Origin of the sequence: Sporobacter termitidis DSM 10068, from assembly GCF_900130065.1 — a bacterium.
Taxonomy (GTDB): Bacteria; Bacillota; Clostridia; order Oscillospirales; family Oscillospiraceae; genus Sporobacter; species Sporobacter termitidis.
In genome coordinates this window covers 497186-513224 of record NZ_FQXV01000001.1, presented here as the reverse complement: position 1 = coordinate 513224, position 16039 = coordinate 497186, and the positions used below count along the sequence as shown (strand labels likewise).

Below are 16039 nucleotides of genomic sequence, written 5' to 3'. Positions count from 1 at the left end.
CCTACTTCGCCTTTCTCGTCCTGTAAAAAATGAAAACGAACGCGAAGGCGCCGAAAAACGATGTGACGACGCCGATGGGGAGCTCCACGGGATTTAGCAGCGTCCGCGCCAGCAGGTCGGCCAGCATCAGAAAAGTCGCGCCCGAGAACAGGCAGGCAGGGAGGAGGCGCCTGTGATTTGGTCCGACAATCATACGCGTCATATGCGGCACCACGAGCCCGACGAAACCGATGGTCCCGCCGATGGAGACGCACACGCCGATAAGCGCCGAGACCGCGATGAGGATGACGTATTTCGCCCGTTTGACGTTAACGCCAATGTGGCGGGCGTTGTCCTCGCCCACGGCAAAGGCGTTGAGCTCCCGAGACATGCTCAGTATGACGGTGCCGAAAATCAGGAGCGCGCCTATAAGGATCAGCACATCCCGGTATTTGGCCGCGGCCAGGGAGCCCATGAGCCAGAAGACCACCGTGTTGACCTTGTCGCCGGCAAAGGTGATGACCAGGCTGATAATAGAGCTGGCGAACATCGTGAAAATCATGCCGATAAGGATGATCGTATTCGTGGACAGGGTGTAATCGATTTTGTATGACAGCGTGAGAATCAGCAGAAGAGAGATAAAGGCGAAGGCCATGGCGCTGAGCATCGTCCCGGCATTTTGGAGACCGGGAACAGCGAATCCGAAAGCCAGAAACAAGACGGCGCCGACGCCTGCACCCGTGGAGACGCCCATCGTGGAGCTGTCGGCCAGCGGATTGCGCAGAAGACCCTGGATGGCACCGCCGCAGAGCGAAAGTGTTGCTCCCACCAGTGCGACGGCCAGCACCCGCGGCAAACGGACGGAAACGATGATGGATGACGATATTGGGAGACCAAGTATCGCGTTTTTAACAGCGGTATATATGGCCGCCATCGTATCTTTCGCAGGAATGTTGACGCTGCCGACAATGACGCAGAGGATCAGCACAGCGAGCATAACGACGGCAAACAGCAGATATCCAATTGGCCTGAAACCTTCAGAACGTGACTTCACGCGCATTACCTCTTAAATACTTATGTGAATAAAGATTCTTCGGGGCAAAGTCCTTCAGAATGACAGCATACTGTATGACAGCGCTCTGTCATTCTGAGCCGCCAGGCGAAGAATCTTTTTGTGCTGCCAGTGTTTTGCCGGGCCTTAGTTCGACGGCGATGGTGTTGGGGCTGTGTCGCCGTAGATGAAGTTATACAGATCCTGGGCTGCGCCAGCCAGGCGCGGACCGGGCCGTGTGAGGGCGCTGCTGTCGGCGTTAAAGACGGCGCCGTTTTTAATGGCGGTAATATTCTCCCAGCCTTTGCGGCTCTTGATCTCACTGACTGGGTCCGGTGCTCCAGGAACGGACATGGACGTTGTTACAATAAAGTCGGGGTTACGCTGAATCACCTGCTCCTCACTGACCGGCGGCCAGTCTGACTTGTCGCTGAAAATGTTTTTTAAGCCAAGCATAGTCCCAATTTCATCCATAAATGTACCCGTACCCGCGGCGTAGAGTCCTTGGGAAAGCGGATAAACCTCGAAGTAAATGGTTTTAGCGCTTAAAGCAGCATTTGACTGCACCTTTGTTTTGATGTCGTCAAAGGTCTTCTTCATGCTGTCGATGACTGTTTTGGCCTCGTCGTTTTTCCCGACGACCTGGCCGATCATGGTGATGGCGGTATAGACGCCGTTAATATCCTGCGCGTTGCTCATGACGACCTTGAGGCCGGCATTTTCAAGGGACGCCACCTGCTCCTTCGTCTGGTCCATCTGGCTCATCAGAACCACGTCGGGCTTCAGCGCGACGATCTGCTCGATATTCGTGTCGGCGCCGGACTTGACGGAGGTGATATTCGAGATTTCTGCGGGGTAATCGCAGTATTCGCCGCGGCCGACAACAGTCGCACCGGCACCCAGCGCGTAAAGGATCTCGGCGTCGGACGCCGTAATGACGACGATTTTTTCAGCCGGCTTGTCCAGTGTGACACCGCGGCCCGTCATGTCGGTGACGGAAACGGCGGTATCCGACGGAGAGGAAACCGGTGCCGGCGCTTTTTGCGCGCAGCCGGCGATAACGGCGGCCATGAGCACGGCAAGAAGAAGTGCGGTGATTTTACGGATTTTCATTTTGATATCCCCTTTCAAAATCCAAATGAATAGTGTGACAAGGAGCACAAAAAAGCTGCTCCCCAAAGTCTGAGGAGCAACCCAAAATACATAGAAACCTATGCATAGCCTTATCCCAAACCCAGGAGTTCATGTGGTAACAGGTCTCCCGACTTGGCTTCATCCTACTTGGGCGTCTTCCCGCTTAAACAGTGACATGGTGCCCGTTCGTCCGCTTCACGGTTACTGGGATAGTCCGGAAATTTCATCCGTGTTCCCTTGGCAATTGTTGTTGCCAGCACGTTTGTGCATTAACACAAGCTATTCATTTTACTGTATCTTAGCATACGGAACCTGTTCAGTCAATAACCTCAGGCGTTCTTTTCCAGCGCCGCAGATATGGATTTCAAATTGCCGCCTCTCACAGCGGGCGCCGCGTTACGCGGCTTTTCTGATAAACAGCGTGTAGATGAGAAAGGCGACGATGGCCGCGGCCACCACCCAGGAGACCGGATGCGCCCAGTTGAACGACCTGCCAATGCTGTACGGCTTCGGTACCATATAATTGGCGTCGTCCGTATTGAAATAAATAAAGCTCCCGTGCGCTTTCCGCCACTCGGCGACTTCCTCCGCCGTATACTGGTGCTTCGCCATACCGCCACACCTCAGTAATAATATTGTGGTGACATTATACATGAATTATAGGGGCGCGACAATCCTTTCCGCGAGCATTTGGTCAATGCAGTGCCTGTGGAGGATTCCCGGGATGGTTGAGGCATGGAAAAAGGACGGCCAGGGCCGTCCCAACACATAAGGATACTATTTCACTTTAGTAAATTCTCATGTGCCCATGCCAATACTTTTCCTTCGTCGGCGTAAGGATAGCTGAAGCCCAGCCGCTCCGCGACTTCTATAGCCAGCAGCTTGAATAGTCTGTGGGTTTCCGTCAAGGACCTTAGGATATCATCGGATTCATAGTGCGCGAAGGATGTTTTCAAACCGTCAACAACTCTTCGGTCGGCCCAATGGTCCAGAAAGCGCCCGGAATGCCAGGTGTCATAATTCCAGCCATGAATCGCGTGAGCGTGCCATTCCGTTAATTTTAGCAGCTGTCCCTTCATATAGCCGTCGGAGCATCCTATTGCCGCCCACAGTTCACAGCGCCTGAGCTTTTTTAAAGCCCAGATATAATGGTAAATAAAATCGTTGACGAGTTCCAGATATTCGTACTCAGATGGCGGCTTTGCTTCGATTTCTCCGATATCGAGCTCAGCCAGCAGGTTTGAAAAGCCGTCTTTGTCAACCAGCATACGAACGCCTTTTTTCAATGTATATCGTGCCTGCTCGGGTATGCCGCCGGTGAGCATTTGCCGGATACTTGCTTCGGAGGATATTGTGAAATCTACATCCAGCCCGTCCTCAAACAATACCCTTTGTTCAATTCCGTCACCGTCGGCAGCTATTTCAAGAAATGTCAGCCAAGGTTCGCCCATAGAGGAGAGCCACTCGGCGCTGTCCAAATAGACACACGGCGTTGCTGATATAATATTCAGGTCTAAATCCGACCATTGATCCGCGGGCATTTCGCTTCTGGCACGGGAGCCTTGGATCAGAACGGCGCGTATATCCTGCTTATGTTCCGCCCATGTTCTGATCCGGCCAAGAAGTACTTCATACTTTTCATTGATATCAATCATAAAGCTCCTTTTAGTAAGCGGTCATATGTTTTCCGGCAGCGTCCGCGTCCCGCCGGCGCGGTCTTCCGTGAGGTAAGCTTTGAAGGACTTTGAGAAATACGCGGGGACCGTGGCGGCAAAGGCGACGGCGAGCGCTGCGGTGATGACGGTGAGGATCGGCAGGACGCCGCCGAGCACGCCGCCCAGCGCCATGGCAAAGGGGGTCAGGCCGCCCGTCGTCGTGGACATGAAGGACATGACCTTGCCGCGCATCTCCTGGGGCGTCGACATCTGGACGGTCGAGACGAGAAGGACGTTGACGACGGCGTTGCCGACGCCGGCAAAAACGAGCAGCACCGCCATCAGGACGAAAAACGGCTGGTTGAGCGCGGCAATCAGGAGAATGTTGCCCACGACGCTTGCCGTGATAAATACGCGCATTTTGTCCTTCGGCTTGATAGAAAGCATCGACAGCGCCAGAAACCCGAGCACCGAGCCACCCATAAAACAGGCCATCAAAACGCCGTACCTGCCGGTGCCGAGAGCGGGGTTGCTGTTGGCGAAGGGCATGAACAGCGTAATGGCGATAAAGGAGAAGAAATTGATGAGCGCCGCGATGATCAGAATAATGCGCAGCCCCTTCTGCCGCCACATGAACCGGAAGCCGTCGGTCATATCCTTAAAGAAATGCGGCGTTTCCTCGCGCCGGACATTCGGTATCTTCACAAAGGGCAGGCTGGCGCCTGAGAAAAGAAAGGTCAGGCCGTTGACGAGAAAGAGGAGCGGGGCGCCCAGCGCCTGAAAGAGGAAGCCGCCGGCCGCGTTGCCGATGAGGTTTGCCCCGGTGGAAACGGTGGCAAATATGGAGTTGGCGTTGGCGACCCTGGAGGTCGGCACAAGGTCCGGGACAGACGACTGGACGCCCGGGGTGAAGACGGCACCGCCCGCGCTTAAGAGAATTCCGGCAACAAAGACCATCCATATCTGAATAAGCCCCGCGTAAGCCGCCGCCGACAGCAGGAGGACGGCCACGCCGCGGACGGCATCCATGACGATCATCAGAGCTTTTTTGTTCGATCTGTCGATCAGCACGCCCGCAAACGGGGAGAGCAGGATGCCCGGCAGCGTGGAGGTCGCCATCAGGGTACCCATGAGCGCCGTGGACCCTGTGACCTGGAGAATCCAGAAGCCAAGCGCAATGCTGTAGACGGCGTCCCCAACGAGAGAGACCAGCTGGCTCTGCCACAGGATAATAAAGCTTCTCGTCCAGAGCTTTTCTTTATGGCCCAACGGTTTCACCTTCCGTTCAGACATACTGGAGCTCGACGGCGCCCAGGGAGATGTTGCCGGTGAGCGTGAGGACGGGCGCGCCGTCGGCCGCGGCCGAACGGGAGGATTCATCCTTAACGGAGCCGAGGTTGGAGTGCAGCCGGTCGACGACGCGCCAGGTTTTCGGGACGAACAGCGTTACGGCGCCGAAGCTGCAGTCAATGAAAATCTCAGCGCCGTCCGGGTCCAGGTGGACCTGGTCGAAATAGACCTCCAGCGCGCCGAAGCTGCAGTAGAACTGGCCCGTTTTCAGGCTGTCGCCGTGCAGATATTTGCTGGACGAGCCGAAGGTGACCTTCACATAGGGGTTGTTGTCGTCAATTTCCTCGACGGTGCGGTAATTATCGTTATCGCGGCGCCGGCAACCGGCGTATTTCGGACGCCGGTGAAACAGGGAGTAGAAGCCGATGCTCAAAAGGACGGCGGCAAGGATCAAAAGCCAGGGGGAAATGAAGAAAAGCCGGAGCGGTATTTGAAATATCACGTATCCCAGCGCCAGCGATAAAAAGACGCCGAAGTAGTTGAGATGGATGAGGCTTTGAATGAAAACGGCGGCCAGCAGCACGGCGGCGAGTATCGACCAGAAGCCGATCTGCGTAAATGACGTGACCTGACTGGCGACGACGAAGACGGCCGCCAGTACAAAAAAGACGCCCCAAAACCAGTTGTTGTGTCTGTGTTTCATAAATGACTCCTTTCAAAAGATTCCCGCCTGCGCGGGAATGTCATCGGGATATAGGTTTACCCCCATACCTTAATAAGGATGGGCGGGCAGCTCAGCCGGACAATGCTCGGCTGCCGCCGGGCGCCAGGCGGCGGCGCAGCTCGGCGTAATAATAGCGCGAGACGTAGAGCTGCTTATGGCTGCCGACGAAACGGATGAGGCTGGATGCCGTAATGTTCCGCGCGATCGAATAGATTTGCCGGACGTTGACGACGGCCGATTTGGACGCGCGGACAAAATCCTTCGGCAGCAGCTCCTCCAGCTCATAGAGCCGGTACTTGATCCGGTAGGCGTCGCTTGCGGTATGGGCATAAATATGCTCGCCTTCCGTCTCAAAAAACAGGACCTCCTCCAAGGGAAAATAAAACTCCTCATTGTCTTTGTAAAAGGTGATTTTCGCGCCGGCTTGGGTCTGCTCGATAACGTATTGATGAATCCGCCGGATTGTGTCGTCCACCCGGCCGCAGCGGATGACAAGTTCGTCCTCATTGAGGCCGCCGACGACTTCAATGCGTATCTTCACCGAATCACCTCCTCTGTCTGCATTATATCGTGATGTTTCCCGAGTTCAACAGGTTTTTGCCAAGCGGTCGTTCAAAGCCGGCAACAGGTAAGAAAATGCCGGCAAGCGGCAGCCGGAAGCAAAAAATATGCGTTTGGCGCTTTACGCGGGGCACATTATTATATATAATCAGGTCGAATCAGGTTATATCAACAGGGGGGCGCGCGCCGATGGAGAACAATGAGCGGAAAAACGAGGAGCTGGAACCGGTCAATATCAACGAGGAATTCGTCAAGCAGTGTGTCCGAAAGACGATCAGGGACCTTGGAGGCTGTGGATGTGAAATCTGCTATGCCGACGCCTGCGCCCTGGCCCTCAACGCGCTGCAGCCGAGGTATGTCACGACGCGGCGGGGCGCGCTTCTTTCGGAGGTCGATCAGACGCGGGTGGCCGACAGTACGGGCATCACAGTAGAGGTCACGAAGGCCGTGATGAAGGTGATGCAGAGTCCCCGCCATTGAGCGGCGCCGGGCGGGGACTCCGCCCCGCAGGAGAACCGCGACAATAAATAAGAAGAGGCATTTTTTCTGAGAAGAATGCCTCTTTTTTATATGTGTTTGTATAAAAAATCTAAATTTTGTAACTATCTTATTTTAAATGCAATTTTAGCTTGTTTAATCCTGCATTTTTTGCTAGGATATTCTCTGCCTTATGTGTATTGTATATTTTTTGAAGATGCGGCAGGAAGATTCAGAAGACTGTACATAACACTGACAACCGAAAAATTAAACATGGGAGATGAAAAGATGGATACTGGTTTGTACCGGCATAATCTACGGCGTTATCGCGATTTCTGTCAGCGTCATCGAATTATGGTGGGATAACCGGCACAGCAAACTGTTTTTGCGGGTCTGATCTCATACTGGGAATATGGGGTTAGATGAAAGCTTTTAGATGAAAGGACGTAGAATAATGACTCTACTAGCAAAATGGATCAAGTCAAGGAAGCTCTTGAAGGCTTCGCTTGTGGCTGTGATCGGGATAATGCTGACGGCCCTGTCGCCGTTGGCCTTATGCGCCAGCGAAGCCGACCTGACGATCCCCGATTTATCCACAAGTCACATCAACATACTGGGAAATGGCAACAATGTTCTGATCATCGGCATTGTGATCTGCGTTTTGGGCCTGCTGTTCGGCTACTATCAGTTCGAAAAAGTCAAGAGCATCAAGGCCCATAAGTCCATGCTTGAGGTCTCAAACACGATCTTTGAAACCTGCAAGACCTATCTGATCCAGCAGGGTAAATTTTTAGCGATACTTTTGCTCTTCATCGGCATCTGCATCGCTTTCTATTTCGGCGTACTGCAGGGCAAGGGTACAGGCGTTATCCTGATTCTTGTGTGGACGGTCATTGGCATACTCGGTTCATACGGCGTGGCCTGGTACGGCATCCGGATGAATACCCTCGCAAACAGCCGCATGGCCTTTTCATCCCTGGAGAAAAAGCCTCTGAAGCTTCTGAACATACCGCTTGACGCGGGCATGAGCATCGGCGTGCTTCTGGTCAGCGTCGAGCTCATCATGATGCTCTTCATTCTCAGATTTGTGCCCCGTGATCTTGCCGGTGCGTGCTTTGTCGGCTTTGCGGTCGGTGAATCGCTGGGCGCCAGCGCGCTGCGTATTGCCGGCGGTATTTTTACGAAAATCGCCGACATCGGTTCAGACCTGATGAAGATCGCCTTCAAAATCAAGGAAGACGACCCCCGCAACCCCGGCGTCATCGCGGACTGCACGGGCGATAACGCGGGCGACAGCGTCGGCCCCACGGCGGACGGCTTTGAGACCTACGGCGTCACCGGCGTCGCGCTTGTTTCCTTCATCGCCCTTGCCGTCAAGCCGGAATTTCAGGCGAACCTGCTCGTCTGGATTTTCACCATGCGTATCCTTATGCTCATCACTTCCGTCGTTTCCTTCTACATCAATAAGGGATTCAGCAAGGCAAAGTACAGCAAAACAGAAGATTTTGACTTCGAAAAGCCGCTGACAAGCCTCGTTTGGATTACGTCCATACTTTCCATTATCGTCACTTTTGTCGTCAGCTATCTTGTCATCGGCCCCAATTCGGAGGTCGGCGGAGATCTTCACAGCCTGTGGGTCCTCCTTGCCGCGATCATCAGCTGCGGCACGATCGGCGCGGCGCTCATCCCGGAGTTCACCAAGATATTCACGAGCCCCAAATCCATACATGTCAATGAAACCGTTACGGCGTCCAGGGAAGGCGGTCCGTCCCTCAACATCCTTTCCGGCCTGGTTGCGGGTAACTTCAGCGCTTTCTGGCAGGGCATGGTATTTTGCGCTCTCATGTTCGTGGCGTACTTTGTCAGCCGCAACGGGCTGAGCGATATTATGATCTATCCTTCCATATTTGCCTTTGGCCTCGTTGCCTTCGGCTTCCTGGGCATGGGCCCCGTGACGATCGCCGTCGACAGCTATGGTCCCGTAACGGACAACGCCCAGTCGATTTATGAGCTTTCCCTTATCGAAAGTATCCCCAATGTGGACAAGGACATCGAGAAGGATTTCGGCTTCAAGCCCGACTTTGAGAAGGCCAAGCATTACCTGGAGGCCAACGACGGCGCGGGGAACACGTTTAAAGCCACCGCCAAGCCCGTTTTGATCGGCACGGCCGTCGTCGGCGCGACGACGATGATCTTCTCGCTGATTCTGGTCATCAAGAGCGTTCTCGGCGTCGAGCCCGAAACGATCCTCAATATCTTAAACCCCTATACCATTCTCGGCTTTATCTGCGGCGGCGCCGTCGTCTACTGGTTCACCGGCGCTTCTACACAGGCTGTGTCGACCGGCGCATACAGGGCTGTGGAATACATCAAGGATAATATCCAGCTGGATGAGAATGCCAGCCAGTCGGCTTCCACGGAAAAATCCAAAGAAGTCGTCAAGATCTGCACGCAGTACGCGCAAAAAGGTATGTTCAATATCTTCATCGCCATCTTCTGCTTTGCGCTGGCGTTCGCGTTCTTCTCCTCCCCAGTGCACGGGAACGAACCTGTCAGCTTCTTCGTTTCGTATCTGATTTCAATCGCCATCTTCGGCCTGTTCCAGGCAGTGTTCATGGCCAATGCCGGCGGCTGCTGGGATAATGCCAAGAAGGTTGTCGAAGTCGACCTCAACGAAAAGGGCACGCCGCTGCACGACGCCACCGTTGTCGGCGACACTGTCGGCGATCCTTTCAAGGACACGTCCTCCGTTGCCCTGAACCCGATCATCAAGTTTACCACGCTGTTCGGCCTTTTGGCGATGGAGATCGCCATCAGCGACTCCTTCCGCGCGATCGCGCCTTACCTCGGCGCCGTATTCTTCGTTATCGCGCTCGTCTTCGTCTGGCGCTCCTTCTACAAGATGAGAATCAGCACGAAGAAATAACAAGAGTTTATAATAAGGCTGAGCACGTCTGCGGGACGGAATATATCCCGCAGACGTGTTTTTTACAGGCTAAATTTGCAAGAGAAATATTTTGAAAATGCATATTGCAATTCCGGAAAGTCTGTGCTATATTGGGCACAGATATTTGAATATCGTAAGGCAATGGGGCCGAGGACTGTTATGGGGCAGCTATAACAGTCAGCGGCCTTTACTTTTTTGGTAATACCTGAAGTAAAGGCTGTCTGTTATGACATTTCGCTGACTGTTTTGATACTCGCATAGCAGTCAGCGGCTCTGTTTTTATAGTCAATTGCTATAAAGACAGAGGCTACAACGACAAAGAGGTTGTACATACAATCGCTGTCTATGCACTTTTGCCTTATGCAAAATTCAAAGACAGCTTTTTTATTTCTCTTTTCAGCGACTAATTTATTTTGAGGGAGTGGATATCATGGCGGCACTGAATTCGGGCGATGTCTCCTGGATGCTGACATCGTCGGCGCTCGTACTTATCATGACACCCGGCCTGGCGTTCTTTTACGGCGGGCTTGTCAAACGGAAAAACATCATCAATACCATCATGTCCTCGGTCATCCTGATGGGCATCGCATCTCTTCTGTGGGTGCTGATCGGCTTCACGCTGTCCTTCCACGGCGACACAGGCGGCATTATCGGGGATTTTGGATGGTTCGGCATGGGCTTTGATACGCTCAACGATACGACCTTGGCCTATCCGAACACGCTTGGCTTTGCGGTTTTCCAGATGATGTTTGCCATCATCACGCCGGCGCTGATCACCGGTGCCATCGCGGAACGGATGAAGTTCGGCGCGCTCGTTATCTTTACGACAATCTGGTCGATTCTCGTGTATTACCCCCTGGCGCACATGCTCTGGGGCGGCGGCTTCCTGTTCAAGCTCGGCGCCGTCGACTTTGCGGGCGGCAATGTGGTCCACATCAGCTCCGGCGTCAGCGCTCTTGTGCTGGCGATCCTCCTGGGGAAGAGAAAAAATTTCGGCAAGGCGACGTATCATCCCCACAATGTGCCGTTTGTGCTTCTCGGCGCGGCGCTGTTGTGGTTTGGCTGGTTCGGCTTTAACGCCGGCAGCGCGCTGGCGGCCAATGGCCTTGCCATCCACGCGTTCATGACAACGAATACGGCGGCCGCCGCGGCGATGCTGTCCTGGCTGCTCATCGAAGTCATCAGAAACGGCAAGCCGACCCTTGTCGGCGCATCCACCGGTCTTGTGATCGGCCTTGTGGCCATTACGCCCGGCGCCGGCTTCGTGCCCGTTTGGGCAGCCATCGTCATCGGCGCGCTCGTCAGCCCGATCTGCTATTTCTTCATCACCGTTGTCAAGCCGAAGTTCGGCTATGACGACGCCCTGGACGTTTTCGGCTGCCACGGCGTCGGCGGTATCTGGGGCGGCATCGCCACCGGCCTGTTCGCGCAGAAGTCGATAAATTCTGCGGCGGCCTGGGACGGCCTCGTCTTTGGCGACGCACATCTCTTTGTCCGCCAGCTCGCGGCCATCGGGATCACCATCGTCTTTGCCGTCATCGGCACGCTCATTGCCGCCGGAATCTCCTCTCTCGTTACGAAGGGCCTCAAGGTGCCGCCCAAGAGCGAGGATATCGGCCTCGACAGCGCCGAGCACGGCGAAACGGCTTACCCCGCGTTCAACGGCATGGACTAATCGATACGGAGGGCTGTTAATATGAAAAAAATCGACGCATTTATCAGGCCGGAAAAGCTTGAGGAAATCAAAGCGCATCTGCAGGAGCTGCATCTCAACGGGCTGTCCGTCAGCCAGGTTATGGGCTTCGGCAAGCAGAAGGGCTGGAAGGAATATGTCCGCGGCACGGAGATCGACTACAACTTCCTGCCGAAGGTCAAGCTCGAGATCGTGGCTGCCGACGAGCAGGTCGAGAATATCGTCAGCAAGATCTGTGAGGTTGCCTATACCGGCAGTGTGGGAGACGGCAAGATTTTCGTCTCCGAGGTGCTTGACGCCGTCCGCATCAGAACGCGAGAAAAGGGCATGGACGCCATAAAATAATCCGGCGATATTTGATAGGCTTTTTCCGTGTAGACGTCATATAAAACAGGAATAGTCGGAAACGGAGCGGGAAAACCGCTCTGTTTCCGCATCCGCACCAAAAATATTTTGCATTCCCGCAGAGTGTATGAACGGAATGTGATATTTGCATTTGAACATTTCAGTATTTTTTGATATGATATTCTTACTTTGACAAAGGGGTTGAAGCAGTGAAGAAGATAGAGGCGTTCATCCGTCCGGAAAAACTGGGGGATATTAAAGAAATTCTGAATCAGCTGAATATCAACGGCCTTTCCATCAGTCAGATCATGGGGGCCGGCAATCAAAAGGGCTGGAAGGAATTTGTCCGGGGCGCGGAGGTGGAATATAACTTCCTGCCCAAGCTCAAGCTGGAAATCGTCGTGCTCGACAATCAGGTCGAGACGGTTATCGATAAAATCTGCGAAAAGGCGTATACGGGCGATGTGGGCGACGGAAAAATATTCGTCTCGGATATTATCGACGCCGTCCGTATCCGCACCAGAGAGCGCGGCGACACCGCCGTCCTGTGAGTTTAACATATCAATGTTAACATAAAGATAAAAGAAAAGGAGAGTAATACAATGCCTGATTTTGGAACACCGTTTGCCGGAGCGGCAAAGGGGAACAAGCTGACCCACGCCGAGCTTGTGAGAGCCATCCGCTTTATGGTTGCCGCGGAATACGAGGCCATTCAGCTGTATATGCAGCTGGCGGAGTCGATCGATAACAAGCTGGCCATTGAAGTTTTGAAGGATATTGCCGATGAGGAACGCGTCCACGCGGGTGAGTTCCTGAGACTCCTCAGGGAGCTGGCTCCCGACGAAGAGAAGCTCTACACCGAAGGCGCGGAGGAAGTCGAGGAAGAAATCGCAAAGCTGAAGAAAAAATAATAAAGCAATGAAGACGCGGCGCGCTGCCGCGTCTTCATTGCTTATAGGGATAATAATTTTGGCGCATGGAGATATTATCATGTGAATAATCAATGACCGTTTAACGTGGTGACGCATGATGGAAATTCCGGGAAATGTCTATATACAAAAGCAGCTGACAGAGCTGCGCGTTCAGCGATGGCTTGACGATGAGCTGTTCAGCCCACTGTGGTGGATTCTTATTGCCGCGATGATAGCGCTCGTTGTTTTATGGTGGGTTTTGATCCGCAGGGAAAAAATCCTGGAGGTCAGTCTTTTCGCTTTCCTTGCCGCCGTTATTTACATGGGGATCTGCGAATACGGGGAAGAACTGACGCTGTGGGATTTTCCCACGGACATCATCGCCTATTTTCCGACGCTTTCGGCAATCAACTTTGTGCTGCTGGGGCTGGGTTTTTCGCTTCTGTACCAGTATTTTGAGCAGACAATGTCGTTTGCTTGGGCCGCGGCCGTATTTTCCGCCGCCGTCTGCTTCGGCGCCGACCCGCTTCTGTCCGCCGCCGGCCTGTACCGGCTCGTGCGCTGGCATTATTTTGAGAGCCTGCCGATTTACTTTGCCTCGGCGGTGCTTGTGAGAACAGCGGTGGTCCGGATCGTCGAAACCGCGGGCGTCCGAAAACAAGTTCTGAATCAAGGCTGGTGATGGTGATGATATTAGCGGAAATAACGAATCCGACAGAGCTGCAGTTTCAGCTGACAAACGTGCGGTTTGACGAATGGATCAGCGACGGCTTTTTCCATATCCGCTGGGTGGCTATGGTTTCGCTGTTCGCTTTCAGCGCCTGGCTGTGGTGGAAAATGGTTAATAAAGAGCGGCTGGCGGAAGTCGCCTTGAACGCTGCTGTCACGGCGGTAATGATCCTGATCCTGGACGAGCTGGGGGAGGAGATGACGCTGTGGGATTATCCCATCGATGTGATTCCACTTTTTCCGCCCATTTCGGCGATCAACCTGGCAAGTCTGCCGTTTTTATACTCGCTCATCTATCAGTTTTTCGGAAAATGGAAAAGCTTTCTTATTGCGCAGGCCGTCATGGCGCTGTTCTCCTGCTTTGTGTTTGAGCCGCTTTTCGTCTGGCTCCGTATGTATCAGATGCTCAGCTGGAAAAGCTGGTACGGTCTGCCGCTCTATTTTGCCATCGGCATCATTGCGAAAGCGGTTCTGTCTGCGGTGAAAAGGCGCGCCCGCAAAGTGCCCGCCGCGCCGTTCCATGAATATCATTGAAAAGGAGGTCATATAATGAAGCATTCGTCGGACAAACTGTCGCGGGTGAGAGCGTATGGAAAAACTGAAAGCCAAAATCATCTTAATCATCGACTCCTATCTGGTCAATCTCGTCGTGGCGGCGATAACGACGGCCGTTTCGCTTGTCATACCGATTATCAAGACGTTTCTTACGACGTATATCAGCCAGAGCCTGATTGTCGCCGCAACCCTCGTCCTGATATTGACCTTCATCTGCTTCGACATATGCAAAAGGAAAGTATTTTATCGAACCGTCTATCTTAAAAAGGGCGAAATCAAGAGAAAGTACATAAAATATAATTACAATCTGACGGTGATCAACAGGGAGCATATGCGGTGCACGTTCAATATTTCCTTTATAAACCCGCGGTGCAGCTTCGACAATGACACCTTCCGGTTTAAATGGAACGGCAGCCGCTACGAATTCCGGGTCAACGGCTACGAGACGGAGAAGATTGAAAACCACAGCGGCTTTAACGAGTATCTGATCAGGTTTCCGCGGATGATCATGAAAGGGCAGCCTGTCGATCTGGAAATCGATATCGATCTCTACGATAGGGAGCATACGGCGCTGCCGGAGATGCAGTATAACGTGAACCATCCTACAAAAAATCTGAGAATGGAGCTCAATTTTCCCAGCAATATGAATCTCCGGTATATAACGAGCCAATGTCTTGTCAGCAATTCCGACTACGCAGTGTATTCGGAGACGCTGGACGTGACGAAAAGGCGTTTTGTCGTGCAGAAGAAAAATCCGCTTTTCCTGCATAAATATAAGCTCCGGTGGCAATACACGGAGTAAAGTATCAAAACAGCCGTTTTCAGATATAATATATCAGGTCACGTGTAGAAGCCCATACTTGGAGGGACTAAAGATGGAAGTTGACGGTTAAATAATAAAAAAATGGACATGCTCGTGCATGCCCATTTTTTTATTCTGTCAAAATCCCGCTAAAATTACGGCTTATTCGTGGACGCCGTAAACTTCCTTGTTGTACCGCTCGATCTCGTCGGAGATCGTCGCGTCGACGTTCGGAAAGATACTGCCCGGTCCGCCGTAGGTCAGGCTGGGGATAAAGCCGCCGCCGGGACCATATGTGGCGCAGGCACGCCGGACTTCCTTACGGATGACGTCTTCCGGTGTGTTCGGCCAATCGACGATGGCCGCGTCAATGCCGCCCATGAGGACCATCCGGCCCTTGAGCTGCTTCTGGAGCTTTACGATGTCGTTCTGCGGCAGCACGCCCTGCCAGATGTCGATGCCGAGCTCCACCATGTCCTCGACGATGGGTTCCAGGAAGGAATCGGCGTGGTGCATGATCTTGACGCCGTGCTCTTTGGCATAGCCGTAGATTTTGACGTACTGCGGCTTGATGATCTCGCGCCACGTGTCCGGATTCATAAACATGCTGTTTTTGCTGCCCCAGTCGTCATGGGAGAGGATGATATCGGGTTTGAGATTGTCCACCAGCAGCTTCATGTAGGTGAAGCGGTATTCGCCCACCACCTCCACAAGCTCAGCCATGGCCTCGGGCTCCATCAGCATATTCGCCAGCGTGTCTTCAAAGCCCATGAGAAAGTGCAGCTGCTCAAAGACGCCCGTGCCCATAAAGCCCATAACGAGCTTTTCATTGTGGTCAACGGCGGCCGCGGCCTTAAGGGCGGGCTCCCACGAGGCGGGGTCCTTCGCCGCAGCGGCCAGATCCGGCACCTTCAGCTCGCGCCATTTGGTGATGTCCTTCAGTACCTTGTTTTCTTCCGTCACATGCGGCATGGCGGCGTGCTGATCCTCGGGCCAGGCGATTTCCGTACCCCAGACGTCCTTGGTGGTCTTGCCGCGGGCGCGATTGCCCCGGACAAGCTGGTAGACGGGGTCACTCTGGACCAGAACATAAGGCCTATACTGGTTGACAAGCCTGTCGGGCTTGCCGCCGATTTTCAAGGTTTCCAAGACATTCTGTTTTGATGTGAGCATACTCATTTCCTCC

At 53.5% G+C, this 16039-nt stretch carries 17 protein-coding genes and 1 riboswitch; of the genes, 9 read left to right on the top strand and 8 right to left on the bottom strand.

Going from position 1 to position 16039, the window contains the following annotated elements:
• Position 1: 1 nt before the first annotated feature.
• The 7 genes from BUB60_RS02425 to BUB60_RS02395 all read right to left on the bottom strand — a co-directional run bounded on the left by BUB60_RS02425 (position 2) and on the right by BUB60_RS02395 (position 6374).
• A complete protein-coding gene (locus BUB60_RS02425) occupies positions 2-1033 on the bottom strand; it encodes a FecCD family ABC transporter permease (RefSeq protein WP_159435330.1) in 1032 nt (343 codons plus the stop codon).
• Positions 1034-1177: 144 nt separating this feature from the next.
• Complete coding sequence (locus tag BUB60_RS02420; protein ID WP_073076023.1) at positions 1178-2143, bottom strand: ABC transporter substrate-binding protein; 966 nt, start codon at positions 2141-2143, stop codon at positions 1178-1180.
• A 121-nt stretch (positions 2144-2264) separates the two neighbouring features.
• Positions 2265-2453, bottom strand: a riboswitch (cobalamin riboswitch).
• Between the two features lie 107 nt (positions 2454-2560).
• Complete coding sequence (locus BUB60_RS02415) at positions 2561-2776, bottom strand: hypothetical protein (protein ID WP_073076022.1); 216 nt, start codon at positions 2774-2776, stop codon at positions 2561-2563.
• Between the two features lie 170 nt (positions 2777-2946).
• Positions 2947-3819: an aminoglycoside 6-adenylyltransferase gene (locus BUB60_RS02410; protein ID WP_084726184.1), complete on the bottom strand. Its 873-nt coding sequence runs from the start codon at positions 3817-3819 to the stop codon at positions 2947-2949.
• 21 nt (positions 3820-3840) lie between these two features.
• Positions 3841-5112 carry an MFS transporter gene (locus BUB60_RS02405; protein WP_073076021.1) on the bottom strand — a complete coding sequence of 424 codons (1272 nt, stop codon included), beginning with the start codon at positions 5110-5112 and terminating at the stop codon, positions 3841-3843.
• Positions 5105-5812 (bottom strand): LiaF transmembrane domain-containing protein, encoded by a 708-nt coding sequence (locus tag BUB60_RS02400; RefSeq protein ID WP_073076020.1) that lies wholly within the window; start codon positions 5810-5812, stop codon positions 5105-5107. The genes BUB60_RS02405 and BUB60_RS02400 overlap by 8 nt, the downstream gene beginning before the upstream one ends.
• Before the next feature lie 91 nt (positions 5813-5903).
• Entirely contained in the window at positions 5904-6374 is a 471-nt protein-coding gene (locus tag BUB60_RS02395) for a LytTR family DNA-binding domain-containing protein (protein ID WP_073076019.1), read from the bottom strand.
• A gap of 209 nt (positions 6375-6583) precedes the next feature.
• Here BUB60_RS02395 and BUB60_RS20045 point away from each other — a divergent pair, with 209 nt between their 5' ends.
• The 9 genes from BUB60_RS20045 (at position 6584) to BUB60_RS02350 (ending at position 14853) form a co-directional block, all read left to right on the top strand.
• Positions 6584-6874: a late competence development ComFB family protein gene (locus tag BUB60_RS20045; RefSeq protein WP_073076018.1), complete on the top strand. Its 291-nt coding sequence runs from the start codon at positions 6584-6586 to the stop codon at positions 6872-6874.
• Positions 6875-7325: 451 nt separating this feature from the next.
• A complete protein-coding gene (locus BUB60_RS02385) occupies positions 7326-9797 on the top strand; it encodes a sodium-translocating pyrophosphatase (protein ID WP_073076017.1) in 2472 nt (823 codons plus the stop codon).
• Between the two features lie 451 nt (positions 9798-10248).
• On the top strand, positions 10249-11493 hold the full coding sequence (locus tag BUB60_RS02380) for an ammonium transporter (RefSeq protein ID WP_073076016.1): 1245 nt from the start codon (positions 10249-10251) through the stop codon (positions 11491-11493).
• 21 nt (positions 11494-11514) lie between these two features.
• Positions 11515-11856, top strand: coding sequence for a P-II family nitrogen regulator (locus BUB60_RS02375; protein ID WP_073076015.1), 342 nt, complete (start codon positions 11515-11517; stop codon positions 11854-11856).
• Between the two features lie 209 nt (positions 11857-12065).
• Positions 12066-12407, top strand: a complete 342-nt coding sequence (locus tag BUB60_RS02370; protein WP_073076014.1) for a P-II family nitrogen regulator — start codon at positions 12066-12068, stop codon at positions 12405-12407.
• A gap of 51 nt (positions 12408-12458) precedes the next feature.
• Positions 12459-12767, top strand: a complete 309-nt coding sequence (locus BUB60_RS02365; RefSeq protein WP_073076013.1) for a ferritin family protein — start codon at positions 12459-12461, stop codon at positions 12765-12767.
• 115 nt (positions 12768-12882) lie between these two features.
• Positions 12883-13449, top strand: coding sequence for a hypothetical protein (locus BUB60_RS02360; protein ID WP_073076012.1), 567 nt, complete (start codon positions 12883-12885; stop codon positions 13447-13449).
• A gap of 5 nt (positions 13450-13454) precedes the next feature.
• Complete coding sequence (locus tag BUB60_RS02355) at positions 13455-14030, top strand: CBO0543 family protein (RefSeq protein ID WP_073076263.1); 576 nt, start codon at positions 13455-13457, stop codon at positions 14028-14030.
• Positions 14031-14085: 55 nt separating this feature from the next.
• Positions 14086-14853 carry a hypothetical protein gene (locus BUB60_RS02350; protein WP_073076011.1) on the top strand — a complete coding sequence of 256 codons (768 nt, stop codon included), beginning with the start codon at positions 14086-14088 and terminating at the stop codon, positions 14851-14853.
• Between the two features lie 162 nt (positions 14854-15015).
• Here BUB60_RS02350 and BUB60_RS02345 read toward each other — a convergent pair whose 3' ends face one another.
• The gene (locus tag BUB60_RS02345) at positions 15016-16026 is read right to left on the bottom strand and encodes a uroporphyrinogen decarboxylase family protein (protein WP_073076010.1); all 1011 of its coding nucleotides are present in this window, start codon (positions 16024-16026) and stop codon (positions 15016-15018) included.
• Between the last annotated feature and the right edge of the window lie 13 nt (positions 16027-16039).

What these genes read in the sequence shown, in the direction of transcription:
- BUB60_RS02420 (WP_073076023.1), bottom strand. Translation starts at nt 2,143, where the DNA reads ATGAAAATCCGTAAAATCACCGCACTTCTTCTTGCCGTGCTCATGGCC.
- BUB60_RS02415 (WP_073076022.1), bottom strand. Translation starts at nt 2,776, where the DNA reads ATGGCGAAGCACCAGTATACGGCGGAGGAAGTCGCCGAGTGGCGGAAA.
- BUB60_RS02410 (WP_084726184.1), bottom strand. Translation starts at nt 3,819, where the DNA reads ATGATTGATATCAATGAAAAGTATGAAGTACTTCTTGGCCGGATCAGA.
- BUB60_RS02405 (WP_073076021.1), bottom strand. Translation starts at nt 5,112, where the DNA reads ATGTCTGAACGGAAGGTGAAACCGTTGGGCCATAAAGAAAAGCTCTGG.
- BUB60_RS02400 (WP_073076020.1), bottom strand. Translation starts at nt 5,812, where the DNA reads ATGAAACACAGACACAACAACTGGTTTTGGGGCGTCTTTTTTGTACTG.
- BUB60_RS20045 (WP_073076018.1), top strand. Translation starts at nt 6,584, where the DNA reads ATGGAGAACAATGAGCGGAAAAACGAGGAGCTGGAACCGGTCAATATC.
- BUB60_RS02385 (WP_073076017.1), top strand. Translation starts at nt 7,326, where the DNA reads ATGACTCTACTAGCAAAATGGATCAAGTCAAGGAAGCTCTTGAAGGCT.
- BUB60_RS02380 (WP_073076016.1), top strand. Translation starts at nt 10,249, where the DNA reads ATGGCGGCACTGAATTCGGGCGATGTCTCCTGGATGCTGACATCGTCG.
- BUB60_RS02375 (WP_073076015.1), top strand. Translation starts at nt 11,515, where the DNA reads ATGAAAAAAATCGACGCATTTATCAGGCCGGAAAAGCTTGAGGAAATC.
- BUB60_RS02365 (WP_073076013.1), top strand. Translation starts at nt 12,459, where the DNA reads ATGCCTGATTTTGGAACACCGTTTGCCGGAGCGGCAAAGGGGAACAAG.
- BUB60_RS02360 (WP_073076012.1), top strand. Translation starts at nt 12,883, where the DNA reads ATGATGGAAATTCCGGGAAATGTCTATATACAAAAGCAGCTGACAGAG.
- BUB60_RS02355 (WP_073076263.1), top strand. Translation starts at nt 13,455, where the DNA reads ATGATATTAGCGGAAATAACGAATCCGACAGAGCTGCAGTTTCAGCTG.
- BUB60_RS02350 (WP_073076011.1), top strand. Translation starts at nt 14,086, where the DNA reads ATGGAAAAACTGAAAGCCAAAATCATCTTAATCATCGACTCCTATCTG.
- BUB60_RS02345 (WP_073076010.1), bottom strand. Translation starts at nt 16,026, where the DNA reads ATGCTCACATCAAAACAGAATGTCTTGGAAACCTTGAAAATCGGCGGC.